Consider the following 18,022-nt stretch of genomic DNA (forward strand, 5'->3'; position numbering starts at 1 on the left):
GATCACTCCTGTGCGGCGTCCTCGCTGCTGGCCGCAGCCGGGGCGCTGTCGGTCGTGGCCGGGGCGGCGACTGCCACCTCGTCCTCGTCCTCGTCGATCGAGGCATCCATGCGCTCCACCGCCTGCAGCTTCTCGTCCTTGGACAGGCGGATCAGGGTCACGCCCTGGGTGTTGCGGCCGACGCGGCTGATTTCCGAGCCACGCGTACGCACCAGCGTACCGCCGTCGGAGATCAGCAGGACTTCGTCGCGGGAGCCCATCAGTACTGCGGCGACCAGCTTGCCGTTGCGCTCGGTGGTCTGGATGCCGATCACACCCTGCGTGCCACGGCCCTTGCGCGGGTAGTCCGGCAGCGGAGTTCGCTTGCCGTAGCCGTTCTCGGTGGCGGTCAGGATGTACTGCACGCTGCTGTCATCGGCACCGTCAATCACCGCATCGCCCGTGGCGGCGGCTTCCTCGACACCGTTGTCGTCCTCGTTCTCGTCCTCGATGCCACCGGCACTTTCGGCCACGATCAGGCTGACCACTTCCTCGCCGGCCGGCATCTTGATGCCACGCACGCCAGTTGCGGTACGGCCCATCGAGCGGACTTTGTCCTCGCCGAAGCGCACGGTCTTGCCGTTGGAGGCGAACAGCAGGATGTCGCGCTGGCCATCGGTCAGGCCGACGCCGACCAGGGCATCGCCCTCATCGAGGTTGATCGCGATCTTGCCGCGGGCCAGACGGAAGGCGAACTCGCCCAGCGGGGTCTTCTTGACCGTACCGTTCTTCGTAGCGAAGAACACAAACTGGCCGTCGGCGTACTCGCGCACCGGCAGCACGGCCTGCACGCGTTCGCCCGGTTCCAGCGGAATCCAGTTGATGATCGGACGGCCACGGGCGTTGGAACCCGCTTCCGGCAGCTGGTAGACCGGCAGCCAGAACACCTTGCCCGAACTGGTGAAGGTCAGCAGCGTATCGTGCGTGTTGACCAGCCACAGCTGTTCGATGAAATCCTCTTCCTTGGTCGCCGCCGCACTGCGGCCACGGCCGCCGCGGCGCTGCGCGCGGTACACGCTGACCGGCTGGCGCTTCACGTAGCCGGCGTGGGACACGGTGACCACCACGTCTTCCGGCGCGATCAGGTCCAGGATGTCCAGGTCTTCTTCGCTGTGGCGGATTTCGGTGCGACGTTCGTCGCCGAACTCGGCCTTGACGTTGACCAGCTCCTCGCGGATCACCTGCAGCAGGCGGTCGGGATCTTCCAGGATGTGGATCAGCCCGGCGATCACTTCCAGCAGTTGCTTGTACTCGTCGGTCAGGCGGTCCTGCTCCAGCCCGGTCAGGCGGTGCAGGCGCATTTCCAGGATCTGGGTGGCCTGGATCTCGGTCAGCTGGTAGCCGCCCTCGACCAGGCCGACGCCCTTGGGCAGGTCTTCCGGGCGCGAGGCTTCGGCACCGGCGGCACCCAGCATCGCACCGACCAGGCCCGGCTCCCACACGCGCGCCAGCATGCGCTCGCGGGCTTCGTTCGGGTTCGGCGAGGTCTTGATCAGTTCGATCATCTCGTCGATGTTGGCCAGCGCGACGGTCAGGCCTTCCAGCACGTGGGCACGGGCGCGCGCCTTGCGCAGCTCGAACACGGTGCGGCGGGTGACCACTTCGCGACGGTGGCGGACGAACGCCTCCAGCATCTGCTTCAGATTCATCAACTGCGGGCGGCCGTCGACCAGCGCCACCATGTTGATGCCGAACACCGATTCCATCTGGGTCTGCTGGTACAGGTTGTTCAGCACAACCTCGGCAGATTCGCCGCGCTTGATCTCGATGTAGATGCGCATGCCGTCCTTGTCGGACTCATCGCGCAGCTCGCTGATGCCTTCGATCTTCTTTTCCTTGACCAGCTCGGCGATCTTTTCGATCAGACGCGCCTTGTTCACCTGGTAAGGAATTTCAGTGACGATGATCGATTCGCGGCCGTTGTCGGCCACTTCGATATCGGCCTTGGCACGGATGCGCACGCGGCCACGGCCGGTGCGGTAGCCGGCGACGATGCCGGCGGTGCCGTTGATGATGCCGGCGGTCGGGAAATCCGGGCCCGGGATGTACTCCATCAGGCCGTCGACGTCGATCTCCGGGTTGTCGATCAGCGCAATGCAGGCGTTGATCGATTCGCTCAGGTTGTGCGGCGGGATGTTGGTCGCCATGCCCACCGCGATACCGGCCGAGCCGTTGACCAGCAGGTTCGGGAACCGGGTCGGCATGACCGTCGGCTCCAGTTCCTTTTCGTCGTAGTTGGGCTGGAAGTCGACGGTTTCCTTGTCGATGTCCGCCATCAGCTCGTGCGCGAGGCGCGACATGCGCGCTTCGGTGTATCGCATGGCCGCGGCGGAGTCGCCGTCGATGGAGCCGAAGTTACCCTGGCCATCGACCAGCATGTAGCGCAGCGAGAACGGCTGTGCCAGGCGCACCAGCGTGTCGTACACCGACTGATCGCCATGCGGGTGGTACTTACCGATGACGTCACCGACGATACGCGCCGACTTGAAGTAGGGCTTGTTGCTGTGCGCGTTGAGCTCGTTCATCGCGTACAGCACGCGGCGATGCACCGGCTTGAGGCCGTCGCGCGCATCCGGCAGCGCGCGGCCCACGATCACGCTCATGGCGTAATCGAGGTAGCTCTTGCGCATCTCGTCTTCCAGGTTGACCTGGATGATTTCCTTGGCGGTTTCTGCCATTCGGGTTCCGTTGTCTGGTAGCGGTCCAGTCCGGCGCATTCGCCCGTGGGCGGTCGCGCCGGAACCTCGATTCAACCTGTGGATACTACCACAACAGGCCGTTTTCCGCCTCCCTTTACGGGGATTTTACCGGCACAAATCAGGAACTTAGGGAGTTGCCGGCCAGCGGCCGGCACTACCGGGGCGGCGGTCGCGCCACCCTCCCCTGCGCCTCAGCCGCCGAAGGCGGCGCGCATGTTCTCGGCGGTCGGGTTCAGGATCACCCCGCGCTCGGTCACGATGGCGTCGATCAGCTCGCCCGGGGTGACGTCGAACACCGGGTTCCAGGCGGCGATCCCTTCGGCCACGGTGCGGGTACCGCCCACGCCATACAGCTCACCCGGGTCGCGCTGCTCGATCTCGATCTGGCTGCCGTCCACGGTTTCCATGTCCACGGTCGAGGACGGCGCCACCACCATGAACTTCACGCCGTGGTGGCGCGCGGCAATGGCCAGTTGGTAGGTGCCGATCTTGTTGGCGGTATCACCATTGGCGCAGATGCGGTCTGCGCCCACGATCACCCACTGCACGGCACCGGTCTTCATCAGGTGCGAGGCCGCCGAGTCGGCGATCAGGGTGGCATCGATACCGTCCTGCTGCAGCTCCCACACGGTCAGGCGTGCCCCCTGCAGCCACGGCCGGGTCTCGCCGGCGAACACGCGGGCGATGCGGTGCTGGGCCATGCCGGCGCGAATGACGCCCAGCGCGGTACCGAAGCCGGCGGTGGCCAGCGAGCCGGTATTGCAGTGGGTCAGCACACCGCTGCCGGCCTCGATCAGGCCAGCGCCCAGTGCGCCCATGTGGCGGTTGGCCGCCAGGTCTTCCTCGGCGATGGCCTGCGCTTCGGACTCCAGCGACGCCTTCCAGTCGGCGCCGGCAGCGTTCAGGCAACGGCGCATGCGTGCCAGCGCCCAGGCCAGATTGACCGCAGTGGGGCGCGATGCGTTCAGGCGCTGCAGTGCCGGTTCCAGCTGCTGCAGCGCGTGCGCACCGTCTGCGGCCTGCACCTCGCGCGCGGCCAGCACCACGCCCCAGGCAGCGGCAATGCCGATCGCCGGCGCGCCACGCACGGTCAGCGCGTGGATGGCGCTGGCAACCTCGTCACTGTCATGGCAGACCACGTGCTCGACCACGAACGGCAGCTTGCGCTGGTCCAGCAGTTGCAAGGCATCGCCGGTCCACAGGATCGGGCGGATGTGGTCGTAACGGGCGTAGTCGATGTCGGAGGCAGTGTTCATGGGCCCATTGTAGGGCCACGCCCCGCGTGGTTGGAGCCTGCCCCGGCTCAATTCACCGAGAATTCGGCGCGGCAGCCGCCGTCCACCCAGATCCCGTTGCGGTTCCAGCCCCAGGTGCTGCCTTCCTCGCAGGGCGTGCTGGACAGCTGCTCGGAGACCACAGCACCCACCGAGATGCTCGCGCCGCAGAAGCGGCGCTTCTTCGACTTCGATTCGCAGGTCAGGCGGCGCGGCACATCGACGAAGCGGCCGTCCTCGTCGGCCACCTCGAAATCGCCCTGGCAGCCACGGCTGGTCCAGACTTCATTGCGCTTGTAGCCCCATCCCTGGCCTTCCCGGCACGGCAGCACCGACAACTGGCGAAGCAGGCGCACCGGCGCGCCATCCAGGCGTACCGGGCAACTCTGCGGACGGCCATTGGATTCGCAGCGCACCACGCGGCGCACCAGGCGCTTGCCTTCCGTTGCCGCAGGTGCCGTACCCTGCGCACGGCGCGCACGGAACTCGGCGCGGCAGCCCAGGGTGACCCACACGCCGCTGCGGTCGGTGCCCCACTCGCTGCCGCGGATGCAGCTGTTGCTGGACAGCTGGCGCACCAGATCGACGCCGTTGGCCACATCAATATCGCAGTGCACCCAGCCCATGTCGCGGGACTCGCAGGTCACCACTTCATCGTCGTAGCCCACCTGCTGGGCCGACGCCGGCGACGGCAGCCAGGCACCCCAGAGCGCAATGGAGTACATCGGTGCAGCGACAACCGCAAACCACTTGACCAAAGCCTTCCCCAGCAGGAATGGATGAACTGCATGCCAGTGTCCGGCATTGGCCGTGATAAAAGCATCATCCCGCTTACCGACGCAAGCGCGCAGAACCCGCGTTTCGTTCAGCCTGGGATGTTCAGCAACGCGTGATGGTCACGCGTGGGCGAAGTCGTAGGCCAACACATCTGCAATGCGCGGTGTGCGGTTCATCGCCATCAGCAGGCGGTCGACCCCCAGCGCCACGCCGGCACAGGCCGGCAACGCTGGCAACGCCGCCAGCAGCGCTTCATCCAGTGGCGGCTGCACCTGCCCACGTTCGTGGCGGCGCTGCTGGTCGCGCTGGAAGCGGGCACGCTGCTCGTCGGCGTCGTTCAGTTCGTGATAGCCGTTGGCCAGTTCCACTACACCCAGGTACAGCTCGAAACGCTCGGCCAGCGGCGGCGTGCCGGCGCGGATGCGTGCCAGCGCGGCCTGGCTGGCTGGCCAGTCATGCACCACGGTCATGACCGCGTCATCGAAATGCGGCTGGATACGATGGGTCATCAGCAGGTCGAGCCAGTCATCACGGGTCAATCCGACCGGGTCAATGTGCACCTCGCCCAACGCGGCACGCAGCGCGGACTCATCCGCCTCGAACGGATCCACGCCAAGGTGCTGCTGGAACAGCTCGCGGTAACTCAGCACGCGCAGGGTCGCACGGCGTCCCACCAGGGCCAGCGCCTGTCCGATCAGCTCGGCGGTTTCCTGTACCAGCCGATGGTGGTCCCAACCGACCCGATACCATTCCAGCATGGTGAATTCCGGGTTGTGGCGACCACCGGCCTCGCCATTGCGGAACACCCGGCCCAATTCGTAACAGTCGCCCACGCCGGCAGCGAGCAGGCGCTTGAGCGGATACTCCGGCGAGGTGCGCAGCCAGCGGCGGCGTCCGCCGGCATCGACATGCCCGGTGAAGTCGGTATGGAAGCTGTCGATGTTCGGCTCGGTGTTGCCCGCGACCGACAGGATCGGCGTCTCCACCTCGAGCACATCGCGCTCTGCAAAGAAGCGGCGCACCAGCGCATTGAGCGCGGCGCGCTGCTGCAGCGCGCGCAGCAGGGCCTCGCTCACAGGATGCCCTCCGGGCGCGGATGGTCGAGCGGCAGGGTCAGCAGATCGCGCGTATCGTCGATGTAGCCGCTGGCCAGGTACAGGCGGCGTGCCAGTTCGTTGTGGTGGTTCACTTCCAGGCGCAGGCGGCTGACGCCACGACCGCGAGCGCGCTGTTCGCAGATGGCCAGCGCCTGCTTGCCGCGGCCACGACCGCGCGCGCGATGGCTCAGGTACAGCTCGTCCAGCAGCATGAAGTGGCCGCCCTGCTCCAGGCTGAAGCCCATCGCGATCACCGCATAGCCGACCACCTCGCCCGCCTCGTCCAGCCACAACAGCACTTCGCCATTGCGCGGATCGGCCAGCAGCGCGCCCACGCCGCGACGCACGCGCGCGTCATCGAAGTCGATCCTGTCTTCGGCGTAGAACTCGCGCATCAGCGCGATCAACAACTCCTCGTCGGCACGGGTGGCCAGGCGGAAATCCAGCGGGGCGGTCTGCATCGGTGTTCCTTTGTGTTTCATGCCGGGCGCGGTGACACCCGGCGGGATCGTCACTCGTGTTCGGCCAGATAAGCCAGCAGGCGGTCTTCGTCCCATACCGGCACGCCCAGCGATTGCGCCTTGTCCAGCTTGGAGCCGGCCTCGGTACCGGCCACCACGAAGCTGGTCTTCTTCGAGACGCTGCCGGAGACCTTGGCACCCAGCGCTTCCAGGCGCTCCTTGGCGGCATCGCGGGTGAGCTGGGCCAGGGTGCCGGTCAGCACCACGGTCTGCCCATCCAGCGGGCCGGCCACGATCTCGGCCAGCGCCGGTGCCTTGGCCAGGATCTGCTGCATCGCCTTCTCGGCTGCCAGCAGCATCGCGCCATGGCCATCGGCATCGAGCCAGTCGGCCAGACCGCGCGCAGTGTCGTCCGGCAGGCCGGCGTTGACGAACTGCCCATGCTCGGCGTCGAGCACCGCCTGCGCACCGGGCAACGCGGCCACCAGTTTTTCCGCGCGCAGGCGGGTGATGCCGGGAATCTCTGATTCGACCAACAGCTGCGCCAGATCCAGCCCCTCGCGCAGCCTGGCGCTGGGCGCGTGCACATCGCTGATGCGGACCTGGCCGACCTGCAGCAGGTCATCGATGGCCTGCTGGTTGCCCTGCTGTTCGAAGAAGTGGCCGAGCGACCGCGCCACTTCGCCACCGATGTCCGGCACGCGCTTGAACAAGGGCCACGGCAGGTGGCGGATCAGTTCCAGGTCACCGAACCACTGCGCCAGTGCCTTGGCCGTGCTCTCGCCCACGTGCTCGATGCCCAGCGCGAACAGCAGCCGTTCCAGCGTGGCGGCACGACTGGCGTCGATGGCCGCGATCAGGTTGTCGGCCCACTTGGTGGCGATCTTCTTCGTGTTCCACTCGAACCGGGCCGGCTGCGCCAGCGCCTGCGCGCGCCAGCCCGGATCGTTGCCGTCCAGCCTGAGCACCGCATTGAGCACCGCGCCACTGCCTTCGGCCGGCAGGTGCAGCTTCAGTGCGGCGGCCAGCGCCGAGGGATCTTCAGCGTCCAGCACCAGCTTCAGGTGCAGCAGCTGGTCACGACTGAGCCGGTACAGGTCGGCCACGCTCTTGACGATGCCGGCGTCGACCAGGGTTTCAATGTATTTGTCGCCCAGGCCGTCGATGTCCATCGCGCGGCGCGAAGCGAAATGGGCAATGGCTTCCTTGCGCTGCGCCGGACAGGACAGCTCACCCGAGCAGCGCCATGCGGCCGCTCCTTCCTCGCGCACGATCTCCGAGCCGCACACCGGGCAGCGCGTCGGCATCTGCCAGGGCGTGGTGCCCTGCGGGCGCCGGTCGAGGATGACGCTGACCACTTCCGGGATCACGTCGCCGGCGCGGCGCACGATCACGCTGTCGCCGATGCGCACGTCGAGGCGTGCGATCTGGTCGGCGTTGTGCAGCGTGGCATTGGACACGATCACGCCGGCCACGGCCACCGGTGCCAGCCGCGCGACCGGTGTGGCCGCACCGGTGCGGCCTATCTGGATCTCGATCGCCTCCACCGTCGTGCTCTGCTCCTGCGCCGGGAACTTGTGCGCGATGGCCCAGCGCGGTGCGCGCGAGACGAAGCCCATCGCCTGCTGGCCGGCACGGTCATCGAGCTTGTAGACCACGCCGTCGATATCGAACGGCAGGCCGTCGCGGCGCTCGCCGATATCGCGGTAGTAGCCGAGCAGACCATCCGTGCCTTCCACCACCTTGCACAGCGCACTGACCGGGAAACCCCAGGCGCCGAGCTGGGCCAGCGTGCCCGAATGGGTATCGGGCAGCTCGCCGCCCTGCACTTCACCGGTACCGTAGGCAAAGAAGCTCAACCTGCGCTGCGCACTGATCTTCGGGTCGAGCTGGCGCAGCGACCCGGCCGCCGCGTTGCGCGGGTTGGCCAGCACCTTGCCGCCGTGCAGGCGCGCCCGTTCGTTGTAGGCCTCGAAATCGGCGCGGGCCATGTACACCTCGCCGCGCACCTCCAGCACGTCCGGCCAGTCCTTGCCGTGCAGGCGCTTGGGAATGTCGCTGATCTCGCGCAGATTGGCGGTCACGTCCTCGCCGGTGCTGCCATCACCGCGGGTCGCGCCGAGCACGAAATGACCATCCTCGTAACGCAGGCTGATCGCCAGGCCGTCCATCTTCGGCTCAGCCGAGAACTGCAGGCTGCGACGGCCCAGGCGTTCGTCAATGCGGCGCACGAAGTCAGCCACTTCCTCGTCGCTGAACGCATTGGACAGCGACAGCATCGGCACCGCATGGCGCACCTCGGCGAAGCGGCCGGAAGGACGCGCACCGACCTGCTGGGTCGGGCTGTCGGCCCGGGCCAGTTCGGGATGTTCGCGCTCCAGTGCTTCCAGCTCGCGCACCATCCGGTCGTAGTCGACGTCGGCGATCTCCGGCGCGTCCAGCTCGTGGTAGGCGCGGTTGGCCTGGGCGATCTGCCGGCGGAGATCTTCGGCGCGTTCGGCGGGGCTGGGGCTCATCGGAATCCGGTGGTTCTGGGATGGCCGGGGATTCTACCGCGCCCGGCCGTCAGGCCCTGTAACGCCCCGCCCTTGCAGCGTCGAGCGTGCTCGACGGGCACTCCCCGCTCCGGTAGGTGCCAACCTTGGTTGGCACGTCTGTAGTCGAGCATGGCTCGACGCCACAAAAAGCACCTTGCCGCCCGCTCACGTCGGCGCTAGCGTGCGACGGCCCCATCGGAATCCTGCCCATGACCCTGCCTGACTCCCGTAGACGCTTCCTGCAGCTGGCCGGTGCCAGCCTTGCCGTCGCCGGCAGCGGCCTGCCGCTGCGTGGCCAGGCCCAATCCGCGGCCACCGTCGGTGCGGCCCCTGCCGAAGGCGCGGTACTCCTGAACTTCAACGAATGCCCCTACGGCCCCTCCCCCGCTGCCCAGCAGGCGGCGCGCGACAGCATCGCCAGCTGCGGCCGCTACCGCTTCGCCCTGGCGGCACAGGTGCGCGATGCCTTCATCGAGCAGGCCCGTATCCCGGCCGACCATGTGCGCCTCTATCCGGGCTCGAGCGAACCGTTGAACCGCGCCGCCACGTTGTGGACCGGCCCGCAGGCGGGACTGGTGGTGGCCGACCCCACCTTCGAGACCCTGGGCGAGGTCGCTGCCGCACATGGTGCGCACGTGCAGAAAGTGCCGCTGCGCGACGACGGCGCACATGACCTGCGTGCAATGGTCGCCGCCGCGCACGCGCGCCCGACCGGGCTGCTGTACGTGTGCAACCCGAACAACCCGACCGGTTCGATCAGCCCACCGGATGAGCTCGCCTGGCTGCTGGCCCACAAGCCCGCCTCCACCCGCGTGCTGGTCGACGAGGCCTACCTGCAGTACAGCGAGCAGGCCAGCCTGATCACCCAGGTGACGCAGCGCGACGACCTGATCGTGCTGCGCACGTTTTCCAAACTGTACGGCATGGCCGGCCTGCGCCTGGGCGTGGCAGCCGCACATCCCGACCGCCTGCGCGAACTGGCCAGCCTGGGTGACAACCCCCTGCCCGTGCCGGCACTGGCCGCCGCACTGGCCAGCCTGCACGATACCCAGTTGATCGCGCAGCGCCGCCTGCAGAATGCCAAGGTGCGGCAGGCCACCATCGCGTGGCTGGGCAAGCGTGGTTTCAGCTGCGTGCCGTCGGAAGCGAACTGCTTCGTGGTGGATGTGCAGCGCGACGGTGCCGCCTTTGCCAGGGCGATGGCGGACAACGGCGTGATCATTGGCCGCAGCTGGCCGATCTGGCCACAGCGCGTGCGCGTGACCGTCGGCACCGAAGACGAGATGGCCGCATTCCGCCGTGCGTTCGCCAAGGTGGCCGGCGTACCGGCGTAGACCCGATCCACGCATGGCGTGGATCTACCGGGGTGGGTGCCGACCGTTGGCCGGCACAACAGGCTTTACCAGCGCGGGGTCTTGGTCAGCGGCGGTGCCTGGTGCTGGCGGTCGTAGGCACGCAGCTCGTCGCGGATGTGCGCGATGCGCTGGCGGCCCAGGGCATTGCGGCTGTCATCCAGCACCACGCCATCGAGCAGCTCGGCCATGCGCTGCACGGTCGGCAGCATCTTCTCCCAGGCATCAAGCGCGGTCAGCGGCGCCGGCAGGGTCAGGAAGAAGGCGATGGCCGGGGTTTCCATGGCACGGATGTTGGCCATGTCGAAGCTGCCTGGCTTCATGATGCTGGCCATCGAGAAGATCGGGCCGCGCTCGGGGTGGCCTTCCACCAGGCGGTGGAACACGTTCATGTGGCCGAATACCAGGCCGGTCTTCTCGGCCGCCACCACGATGTCTTCGCCGCGCAGCTGCTCGCCGGCACGGGCGGCCACGAACAGCGAGACGATCTTGTCGAAATCCTGGGTGGCGCGCTTGCCGAGATCGCTGGCGCCCGGGTCGGTATCACCCAGGCCGAGTTCGGCCTGTTCGCCTTCCGTGCCCATGCCCGGTTCGACGCGGCCATCGGCCACGACAACGCCGTCCTCGCCCAATACCGGTTCGCGGCGCTCGCCGCTGGCCGGTTCCGCGCTTTCCACGCGGCGTCCCTGGGGCTTCTTCTTCGGACGGCCAAACAGGAAGATCGCGGCGATCAACAGCAGGCCGGCGGCCAGGATGCCGATGCGCAACAGTGCCGTGTCGGACATTCGATAGGTTCTCCGGCTAGTTCATTCAGGTAACTAGGATGGCACGTCAGGCCGCGCCCGCCAATCGCGCGGCTTCTTCCAGGTCCACGCTGACCAGGCGGCTGACGCCCGGTTCACGCATGGTCACGCCCGAGAGCTGGTGCGCGGCCTCCATCGTCGCCTTGTTGTGGCTGACGAACAGGAACTGCACCTTCTCGCTCATTTCCTTGACCATGTTGGCCAGCCGGCCGACGTTGGCTTCGTCCAGCGGCGCGTCCACCTCGTCCAGCAGGCAGAATGGCGCGGGGTTCAGCTGGAAGATGGCGAACACCAGCGCCACTGCCGTCATCGCCTTCTCGCCGCCGGACAGCAGCGAGATGCTGGACACGCGCTTGCCCGGCGGGCGCGCCATGATGGTCACACCGGTGTCGAGCAGGTCTTCACCGGTCAGCTCCAGGTAGGCGTGGCCGCCACCGAACAGGCGCGGGTACAGCGCCTGCACGCCAGCATTGACGCGGTCGAAGGTGTCCTTGAAACGGCCGCGGGTCTCGCGGTCGATCTTGCGGATGGCATCCTCGAGGGTTTCCAGCGCCGTAGTCAGGTCGGTGTGCTGCGAATCCAGGTAATCCGAGCGCTGCGAAGCCTCGCCGTACTCGTGGATGGCCGCAAGGTTGACCGGCTCCAGCCGGCGCATGCGTGCGTCGATCTGATGCACGGCCTGCTCCCAGTCGCCCAGGCGCGCATCCTCGGGCAGTGCGTTGAGCACGTCCTGCAGCACGAAGCCGGCCTTTTCCACCGCCGCCTGCAGGGTGTCCGCGCTCAGCACCAGCGCCTGCTGGTCCAGCTTGCGCTGCGAAATACGCTCGCGCTGGGCCAGCGCCTGTTCGTCACGCTGGTGACGGGTCTGCTCGTAATTGCGCAGCTCGGCGTCGATGCCGTCCAGCAACGTACGCGCTTCGGTCAGCACGCGATCGGCGCGCACGCGCTCTTCCAGTGCATTCTGGTGCTCGGCCTGCAACGATTCGACCGGCGAATCACCTTCGTCCAGCTGTGAATGCAGCTCGCCCAGCCGCGAATCCAGCTGCCCGCGCTGGGTGCCCATGCGCTCCAGCGCCTGGCTCAACGAGGCCAGCTGCGCACGCTGCGATTCCAGGGTCAGGGCCAGCGAATGCGAGCGCTCGCGCACTGCACGGGCAGCATCGCGGGCCAGGTCGCGCGCCTCGGTCAGCTGGCGGCGCTCGCCCTCCAGCCGCTGCCGGGTCGACTCCAGATCACCCATGCTGCTGACCGCGTTCTCCAACCGCGAGCGCGCTTCGCGCGCCTGCGCGTTGTTGGCTTCAATCGTTTCCTGCAGTTGCTTCAGCTCGCCTTCGATGCGGTCGATGCGCGTGCGTGCAGCCTCTACCTTGCCCTGCTGGCCCTGCAGCTGGCCAGCCAGCTCGGACACCGCGCGGTGGGCCTGGTACAGCGCGCGCTGCGCGTCTTCGCGCTGCTGTTCAGCCGCCTGCAGCTGCTCGCGGAAACCGGCCAGCTGTTCTTCCAGCTCGGCCTCGCGGTCCTGCAGCTGCTCGATCTGCTCGCGCAGCTCGTTGATCTCGCGTTCGCGCAGTAGCGCGCCCTGCTGGGCTGCACCGGAGCGCGACACGCGCAGCCAGCCCTGGCCCAGGCGCTCGCCGCTCTGGGTGATGATCGAATCGCCTTCCGGAAGGCTGGCCTGCAGGGCCTTCGCCTCGGACAGGTCCTTGGCACCATGCAGGTGCGCGAGCAGGCGACGGATCGCCGCCGGGCCACGCACGCGTGCGGCCAGCGACGTCGGTGCAGCCTTGACCTCGGCATCCGCGCTGGCGACCAGCGCAATGTGGCCGTCGCCGAGTTCGCCAAGGGCGTTGACCAGGCTGCCCGGGTCATCGACCAGCACGCCTTCGATCAGCTGGCCGAGCGCACTTTCCACCGCGTTTTCCCAACCGGCATCCACGTCCAGGCGTTCGCCGACGCGCGCCGCCGAATCCAGGCCGCGTGCCTTCAGCCAGGCCACGGCTGCACCCTGCTCCTGGCCCAGCGCGGCCTGCTGCAGGGTTTCCAGCGAGGCCAGGCGACCGCGCAGGCCGTTGGCCTGCTTGCGCAGTTCGGCCAGTTCGTTCTGGCCATTGCGCTGCTGTTCCTGCACCGCCGCCACGCCCTGCTTGCGCAGCTCGACGTCTTCACTCAATTCATCCAGCGCGGCCTTCTGCCTGTCGTGCTGCAGGTGCAGCTGCTCGAAGGCTTCTTCCAGCGCGTCCACGTCCAGTCCTGCGCGTTCGGCGGCCAGGGCCTCGCGACGCCGGTCGGCGTCGAGGATCTGCTTGTCCAGGTAGTCCACGCGCGTGCGCTCGACATCGCCGGCGCGCGAGGCTTCCGAACTCTGCGAGGTGTGCTGTTCCCAGCGCTGCTGCCAGCTGGCCAGCCGCTCTTCAGCCTCGCGCAGGCTTTCCTGCTTGATCTCGTTTTCTTCCTGCAGTTCTTCCAGCTGCGGAGTGGCGGCCTCCACCGCCTCACGCAGCACCCTCAGTTTGGCCTCGTCGCCGCTGATGTGCTGGCCCAGTTCGGCCAGCGCCTGCTGGGTTTCATCGCGCGCCTTGTGCAGGCGCTGCGACAGCTCGCGCTGGTGCTGGATCTGCTGTTCCAGGCGCGCCAGCGTGCTGCCGACCTGGTAGACCGCAGCCTGCGCGGTGTTCAGCGCGTCGGCGGCCTCTTCGCGCCGCGCGCGCGAGGTCTCGATGCGGGCCTCGGCGTCGCGCTGGTCGGCGATCAGCTGCTGCAGCTTGGTCTCTTCCTGCGACAGGCCTTCGCGCAGCTTCGACAGGCGACCGTCCAGCCCGCGGAACTCCAGGGCCTTCCACTCGGCATCCTTGACCCGGCGCTCTTCCTGCAGGGCCTGGTACTGCTCGGCCTGCCTGGCCTGGCGCTTGAGGTGCTCCAGCTGCTTGCTGATCTCATCGCGCAGGTCGCCCAGCCGGTCCAGGTTCTCGCGGGTGTGGCGGATGCGGGTCTCGGTCTCCTTGCGGCGCTCCTTGTACTTGGAGATGCCGGCCGCCTCTTCCAGGTAGACGCGCAGGTCTTCCGGGCGCGCCTCGATGATCTGGCTGATCATGCCCTGCTCGATGATCGAGTAGCTGCGCGGCCCCAGGCCGGTGCCGAGGAACAGGTCGGTGATGTCGCGGCGACGGCACTTGGTGCCGTTGAGGTAGTAGTTGCTGGTGCCGTCGCGGCTGACCGTGCGCTTGACCGAGATTTCGTTGAACGAGGCGTACTCGCCGGAGATCGTGTGGTCGGAATTGTCGAAGATCAGCTCGACCGTGGCCTGCGAGACCGGCTTGCGGGCATTGGACCCGGAGAAGATCACGTCGGTCAGCGAGTCGCCACGCAGGCGGCTGGCCGAACTCTCGCCCATGACCCAGCGCACGGCATCGATGATGTTCGACTTGCCGCAGCCATTGGGGCCCACCACGCCGGTCATGTTGGTCGGCAGGTGCAGGGTGGTCGGATCGACGAACGACTTGAAGCCGGACAGCTTGATCGTGGAAAGACGCATGGCGTGATTGGGTTCCAACAGGCGCCCAGAGGGCGTCCGTATTGTGGATGTCAGGTCAGCCAGCACCTCAAGCCATTGATTTCAAAAGAATTCAATGAAGCCAAGGGTGACACAATGGAATGAGTATAACGGCGCGAATGTTCCACGGGCGGGATGACCGGCTCGGAGCGCGCTTGAAATGGGTCCAGATGTCGCTTTGCGCCTGGGGCGACGGATTTCCAAGCCACCGATCAAATCGCAAGTCATTGATATTTATTGATTGTTGGACCGAAGCACAGCCCTGCACATCAGAAGCCGTGCAGGATGGGGGGATGCATCGACCGCTTTTATTTACCCCCGCCAACGACGCGATGACCGCTCCCGTGCTCGGCGGGACCGCTTGGCTGGATGCCCGTACCCCTTGGCCAACCAGCCTCCATGGACACGCACTGCTTCACCTGGCCAGTTTTCCAGCCGCATTCATTCGAAGCCACGTCGCCGGACTGTACATCGCGCATGGGCTGAGCATTTCGGTGTTCACGCCATATATCACCTCGGGCGAGCAGAGATTCGAAGAAGCCATGGACCAGGGCGGTCGCGTGGTCGTTCACTGGTCTGGGAATGAACCAAGAGACTCTCCCTGCGCGCCGATTGGGCCACTCCGCATTTGTGCCGGGATGGCGCTGAGGGAGGGCGAAACACCTCACGGAACTTCGAAAATTGGTGGACGGCCTTACTGGCTGCAGGATGACGAATCGGGAGACCAGGCGTTCGTCCTTCAGTTCGACGACTTCGATCTTGATAAGGCAGCCCCGACACATCAAGGAATCCTGATCGGCGGGATGGGCTATCTGTTGCTTGATCGCAACATTCCTTCACCTTCGATGGACTGCGGTCGATTTGTCATTCAAACCACTTGAGAGACAGGCCAAGTCAGTTACCCGATCTCGGCCGGCTATGACTCATCAGGCTGAAGTAGACCAGGTCATCACTGGCTCGACCCTCAATACCGTAGGACTCATCCATGTATAGAGAACTTGTATTCGAAAGCTATGGCCAAGCTCTGGGCTGCGCTTTCCTGGGAGGCGCCCCGTACCTGCCTGCCGATACCCCCTGGCCGCGCGACGCAAATGGGAAGCCAATGCTCCATCTTGCGAGCCTGCCTGCCGCTTTCATTCAAACGCATGCCCCGAAGGTCGCCATCAAAACGCATCTCTGCGTGTCAATCTTCACGCCTTATGACGTTCTTGATGATAGCTACATCGAAACCGCTCTACTGACTGGCGGACGTGTCATCGCTTACGCACCCCACGAATCCGGCCCAGACAGCGCAGCGCCCCCTTTTGATCCGCGCCTGATCACCACTGCCACGGCCTCCATCCCGGATGACGCCGAGAACGGAATCGCCAAGATTGGCGGAATTCCCGCTTGGCTTCAGGACGATTGCACTGATGGACGGGAATTCATCCTCCAGATCAACGGCTCCCGATTGAACCGGGCAGCACCCACCCACCGAGGAATTCTGGTCGGCGGAATGGGTTATCTGTTGCTTGATCGCAACATTCCTTCACCTTCGATGGACTGCGGTCGATTCGTCATCCAGACCACTTGAGAGCCGCCCATGCAGATACAGATCAGCGGCCAGTATGGCGATTCGCCGTCAGGTGCCCTTTTTGCCCCGCTCCAGAGACAACTGAATATCTGCTTCGAGCGTCATGTGAAGGGGAACTATCTTCGATCCATCACCAAATTCGGAATCGTTCTTCGGGTCTCCGGGACGATCTGGACATTCGAACCGGATGGACCAGACCGCTTGATGCTGTTTCTCAAAAGGCAGCTGCTGACCATGGATATGGTCTACGCCTGCCAGCCTTGGAAAACCGTCGACAGGAACGCCCTCGTGTCCGTCGTATCTGCAGATATGGCGACCTGTATCGGCATGATGATCGAACGGGCACATCGCGCAGGAGAACTTCTGCAACTCGATCAACTACGGATGGACGTTGCCAATGCGCTTGCAGATTTCGAACGCTACTTCCTGGGTGAGGCTGTCTAGCAAGCAGTGGTGCAGGACGGACGGCAAGTCGAGCATGGCTCGACTCTACATACCCGGCGATCGCCCAAAACAAAACGGGCACCCTTGCGGGCGCCCGTTCTGCGGTGATGCCAGGCCTTGCGGCGCGGGATCAGGCTTCGGCGACGACGACGACCTTGACGGTGGTCTCGACGTCGGCGTGCAGGTGGATCAGCACGTCGTACTCGCCGATGTTGCGGAAGGCGCCTTCGCCCAGGATGACTTCGCTCTTGCTGACCGGCAGGCCGGCAGCGGTGAAGGCATCGGCGATTTCGCGGGCGCCGACCGAGCCGTACAGCTTGCCTTCGGTCGAAGCGTTGGCCGGGATGGTCACGCTCGCGCCGTCCAGCTTGGCCTTGCGGGCGTCAGCTTCGGCGTGGATGGCCTGGGCCTTGGCTTCGTATTCGGCGCGCTTGGCTTCGAACTCGGCCTTGTTGCTCTCGGTGGCCGGAACGGCCTTGCCCTGCGGCACGAGGAAGTTACGGCCGTAGCCCGGCTTCACGTCGACCAGGTCGCCCAGGTTGCCGAGGTTGGTGACTTTCTGCAGGAGGATCAGCTGCATGGTATTGCTCCAGATAAGTTATTCGTTAGCGAGGCGATGCCCCGCAACAAAGGCTGTCCGAATAGCTGGCACAGCGGGGGCGGCACCGGGCCGCCCCGCCGGGCATCAGACGTCGTGGTTGTCGGTGTACGGGATCAGGGCCAGGAAGCGGGCGCGCTTGACGGCGGTCGCCAGCTGGCGCTGGTACTTCGACTTGGTACCGGTGACGCGGCTCGGCACGATCTTGCCGTTCTCGGTCAGGTACTGGCGCAGGGTGTTGAGATCCTTGTAGTCGATCTCCTTCACACCTTCAGCCGTGAACTTGCAGAACTTGCGGCGACGGAAGAACTTGGACATGGGAAGGCTCCTTAGGCGGCGGAAGCGGCGTCGTCGCCGGCTTCGTTGTCAGCGGTGGTGGTGGACTCGCCTTCTTCGTCGTCACGACGACGGCGCTCACCGCGCTCCGGCTTGTCACCCTTCTCGTCCTTGCTCTTCATGATCAGCGACTGCTCGGTGTCAGCCTCGTCACGCTTGATGACCAGGTTGCGCAGCACGGCGTCGTTGAAGCGGAAGCTTTCGGTCAGTTCGTTCAGAACGGCCTGGTCGGCTTCGATATTCATCAGCACGTAGTGGGCCTTCACCAGGTTCTGGATCGGGTACGCCAGCTGGCGGCGGCCCCAGTCTTCCAGACGGTGGATGGTGCCGTTGCCGTTCTCGACCAGCGACTTGTAGCGCTCGATCATGGCCGGGACCTGCTCGCTCTGGTCCGGGTGGACCATGAACACGATTTCGTAATGACGACTCATGTTTTTTCTACCTTTCGGATGTGGCCTTGCGGCCGGACAGCCCCCCGCCGT

The 18,022-nt window shown here is 66.0% G+C and carries 15 protein-coding genes; 4 read left to right on the forward strand and 11 right to left on the reverse strand.

From position 1 onward, the window contains the following. Positions 1–2: 2 nt before the first annotated feature. From gyrA to ligA, 6 genes are all read right to left on the reverse strand, one after another. Positions 3–2,717 carry a DNA gyrase subunit A gene (gene gyrA, locus ACMGRF_RS10760; RefSeq protein WP_049414865.1) on the reverse strand — a complete coding sequence of 905 codons (2,715 nt, stop codon included), beginning with the start codon at positions 2,715–2,717 and terminating at the stop codon, positions 3–5. A gap of 212 nt (positions 2,718–2,929) precedes the next feature. Beyond that, positions 2,930–3,994, reverse strand: a complete 1,065-nt coding sequence (gene mtnA / locus ACMGRF_RS10765) for an S-methyl-5-thioribose-1-phosphate isomerase (protein ID WP_049414866.1) — start codon at positions 3,992–3,994, stop codon at positions 2,930–2,932. Positions 3,995–4,041: 47 nt separating this feature from the next. After that, positions 4,042–4,770, reverse strand: coding sequence for a DUF3011 domain-containing protein (locus ACMGRF_RS10770; protein ID WP_414485216.1), 729 nt, complete (start codon positions 4,768–4,770; stop codon positions 4,042–4,044). A gap of 138 nt (positions 4,771–4,908) precedes the next feature. Continuing rightward, positions 4,909–5,865: an EF-P lysine aminoacylase EpmA gene (epmA, locus tag ACMGRF_RS10775; protein ID WP_049414869.1), complete on the reverse strand. Its 957-nt coding sequence runs from the start codon at positions 5,863–5,865 to the stop codon at positions 4,909–4,911. Continuing rightward, positions 5,862–6,347: a GNAT family N-acetyltransferase gene (locus ACMGRF_RS10780; protein WP_049414872.1), complete on the reverse strand. Its 486-nt coding sequence runs from the start codon at positions 6,345–6,347 to the stop codon at positions 5,862–5,864. The genes epmA and ACMGRF_RS10780 overlap by 4 nt, the downstream gene beginning before the upstream one ends. A gap of 50 nt (positions 6,348–6,397) precedes the next feature. Next, positions 6,398–8,869 (reverse strand): NAD-dependent DNA ligase LigA, encoded by a 2,472-nt coding sequence (gene ligA / locus ACMGRF_RS10785; protein WP_192839731.1) that lies wholly within the window; start codon positions 8,867–8,869, stop codon positions 6,398–6,400. Positions 8,870–9,093: 224 nt separating this feature from the next. Between ligA and ACMGRF_RS10790 the strand changes: the two genes are divergently transcribed. Then, positions 9,094–10,218 (forward strand): pyridoxal phosphate-dependent aminotransferase, encoded by a 1,125-nt coding sequence (locus tag ACMGRF_RS10790; RefSeq protein ID WP_099542525.1) that lies wholly within the window; start codon positions 9,094–9,096, stop codon positions 10,216–10,218. Positions 10,219–10,283: 65 nt separating this feature from the next. Here ACMGRF_RS10790 and zipA read toward each other — a convergent pair whose 3' ends face one another. Together zipA and smc are read right to left on the reverse strand one after the other, a co-directional pair. Then, positions 10,284–11,021 (reverse strand): cell division protein ZipA, encoded by a 738-nt coding sequence (gene zipA, locus ACMGRF_RS10795; RefSeq protein WP_014647658.1) that lies wholly within the window; start codon positions 11,019–11,021, stop codon positions 10,284–10,286. Between the two features lie 46 nt (positions 11,022–11,067). Then, the gene (gene smc / locus ACMGRF_RS10800; RefSeq protein ID WP_099486643.1) at positions 11,068–14,571 is read right to left on the reverse strand and encodes a chromosome segregation protein SMC; all 3,504 of its coding nucleotides are present in this window, start codon (positions 14,569–14,571) and stop codon (positions 11,068–11,070) included. Between the two features lie 311 nt (positions 14,572–14,882). On the opposite strand from smc, the gene ACMGRF_RS10805 reads away from it, so the two are divergent. The 3 genes from ACMGRF_RS10805 (at position 14,883) to ACMGRF_RS10815 (ending at position 16,606) form a co-directional block, all read left to right on the forward strand. Beyond that, a complete protein-coding gene (locus ACMGRF_RS10805) occupies positions 14,883–15,470 on the forward strand; it encodes a DUF1963 domain-containing protein (RefSeq protein WP_134709520.1) in 588 nt (195 codons plus the stop codon). A 104-nt stretch (positions 15,471–15,574) separates the two neighbouring features. Beyond that, positions 15,575–16,162 carry a DUF1963 domain-containing protein gene (locus ACMGRF_RS10810; protein ID WP_080352965.1) on the forward strand — a complete coding sequence of 196 codons (588 nt, stop codon included), beginning with the start codon at positions 15,575–15,577 and terminating at the stop codon, positions 16,160–16,162. Positions 16,163–16,171: 9 nt separating this feature from the next. After that, entirely contained in the window at positions 16,172–16,606 is a 435-nt protein-coding gene (locus tag ACMGRF_RS10815) for a hypothetical protein (RefSeq protein WP_049415606.1), read from the forward strand. Between the two features lie 130 nt (positions 16,607–16,736). Here the strand turns inward: ACMGRF_RS10815 and rplI are convergent, their stop codons facing one another. From rplI to rpsF, 3 genes are all read right to left on the reverse strand, one after another. Continuing rightward, positions 16,737–17,186: a 50S ribosomal protein L9 gene (rplI, locus tag ACMGRF_RS10820; RefSeq protein ID WP_043398478.1), complete on the reverse strand. Its 450-nt coding sequence runs from the start codon at positions 17,184–17,186 to the stop codon at positions 16,737–16,739. A gap of 105 nt (positions 17,187–17,291) precedes the next feature. Beyond that, positions 17,292–17,522 (reverse strand): 30S ribosomal protein S18, encoded by a 231-nt coding sequence (gene rpsR, locus ACMGRF_RS10825; RefSeq protein ID WP_002804494.1) that lies wholly within the window; start codon positions 17,520–17,522, stop codon positions 17,292–17,294. An 11-nt stretch (positions 17,523–17,533) separates the two neighbouring features. After that, on the reverse strand, positions 17,534–17,971 hold the full coding sequence (gene rpsF, locus ACMGRF_RS10830; RefSeq protein ID WP_006452997.1) for a 30S ribosomal protein S6: 438 nt from the start codon (positions 17,969–17,971) through the stop codon (positions 17,534–17,536). Between the last annotated feature and the right edge of the window lie 51 nt (positions 17,972–18,022).

It is taken from the genome of Stenotrophomonas sp. EMP41, assembly GCF_047495535.1.
In the GTDB taxonomy this organism is placed as follows: domain Bacteria; phylum Pseudomonadota; class Gammaproteobacteria; order Xanthomonadales; family Xanthomonadaceae; genus Stenotrophomonas; species Stenotrophomonas sepilia.

Coding starts and splice junctions, on each gene's coding strand:
- gyrA (WP_049414865.1), bottom strand. CDS start 2,717: ATGGCAGAAACCGCCAAGGAAATCATCCAGGTCAACCTGGAAGACGAG.
- mtnA (WP_049414866.1), bottom strand. CDS start 3,994: ATGAACACTGCCTCCGACATCGACTACGCCCGTTACGACCACATCCGC.
- ACMGRF_RS10780 (WP_049414872.1), bottom strand. CDS start 6,347: ATGCAGACCGCCCCGCTGGATTTCCGCCTGGCCACCCGTGCCGACGAG.
- ACMGRF_RS10790 (WP_099542525.1), top strand. CDS start 9,094: ATGACCCTGCCTGACTCCCGTAGACGCTTCCTGCAGCTGGCCGGTGCC.
- zipA (WP_014647658.1), bottom strand. CDS start 11,021: ATGTCCGACACGGCACTGTTGCGCATCGGCATCCTGGCCGCCGGCCTG.
- smc (WP_099486643.1), bottom strand. CDS start 14,571: ATGCGTCTTTCCACGATCAAGCTGTCCGGCTTCAAGTCGTTCGTCGAT.
- ACMGRF_RS10805 (WP_134709520.1), top strand. CDS start 14,883: ATGCATCGACCGCTTTTATTTACCCCCGCCAACGACGCGATGACCGCT.
- ACMGRF_RS10810 (WP_080352965.1), top strand. CDS start 15,575: ATGTATAGAGAACTTGTATTCGAAAGCTATGGCCAAGCTCTGGGCTGC.
- ACMGRF_RS10815 (WP_049415606.1), top strand. CDS start 16,172: ATGCAGATACAGATCAGCGGCCAGTATGGCGATTCGCCGTCAGGTGCC.
- rplI (WP_043398478.1), bottom strand. CDS start 17,186: ATGCAGCTGATCCTCCTGCAGAAAGTCACCAACCTCGGCAACCTGGGC.
- rpsR (WP_002804494.1), bottom strand. CDS start 17,522: ATGTCCAAGTTCTTCCGTCGCCGCAAGTTCTGCAAGTTCACGGCTGAA.
- rpsF (WP_006452997.1), bottom strand. CDS start 17,971: ATGAGTCGTCATTACGAAATCGTGTTCATGGTCCACCCGGACCAGAGC.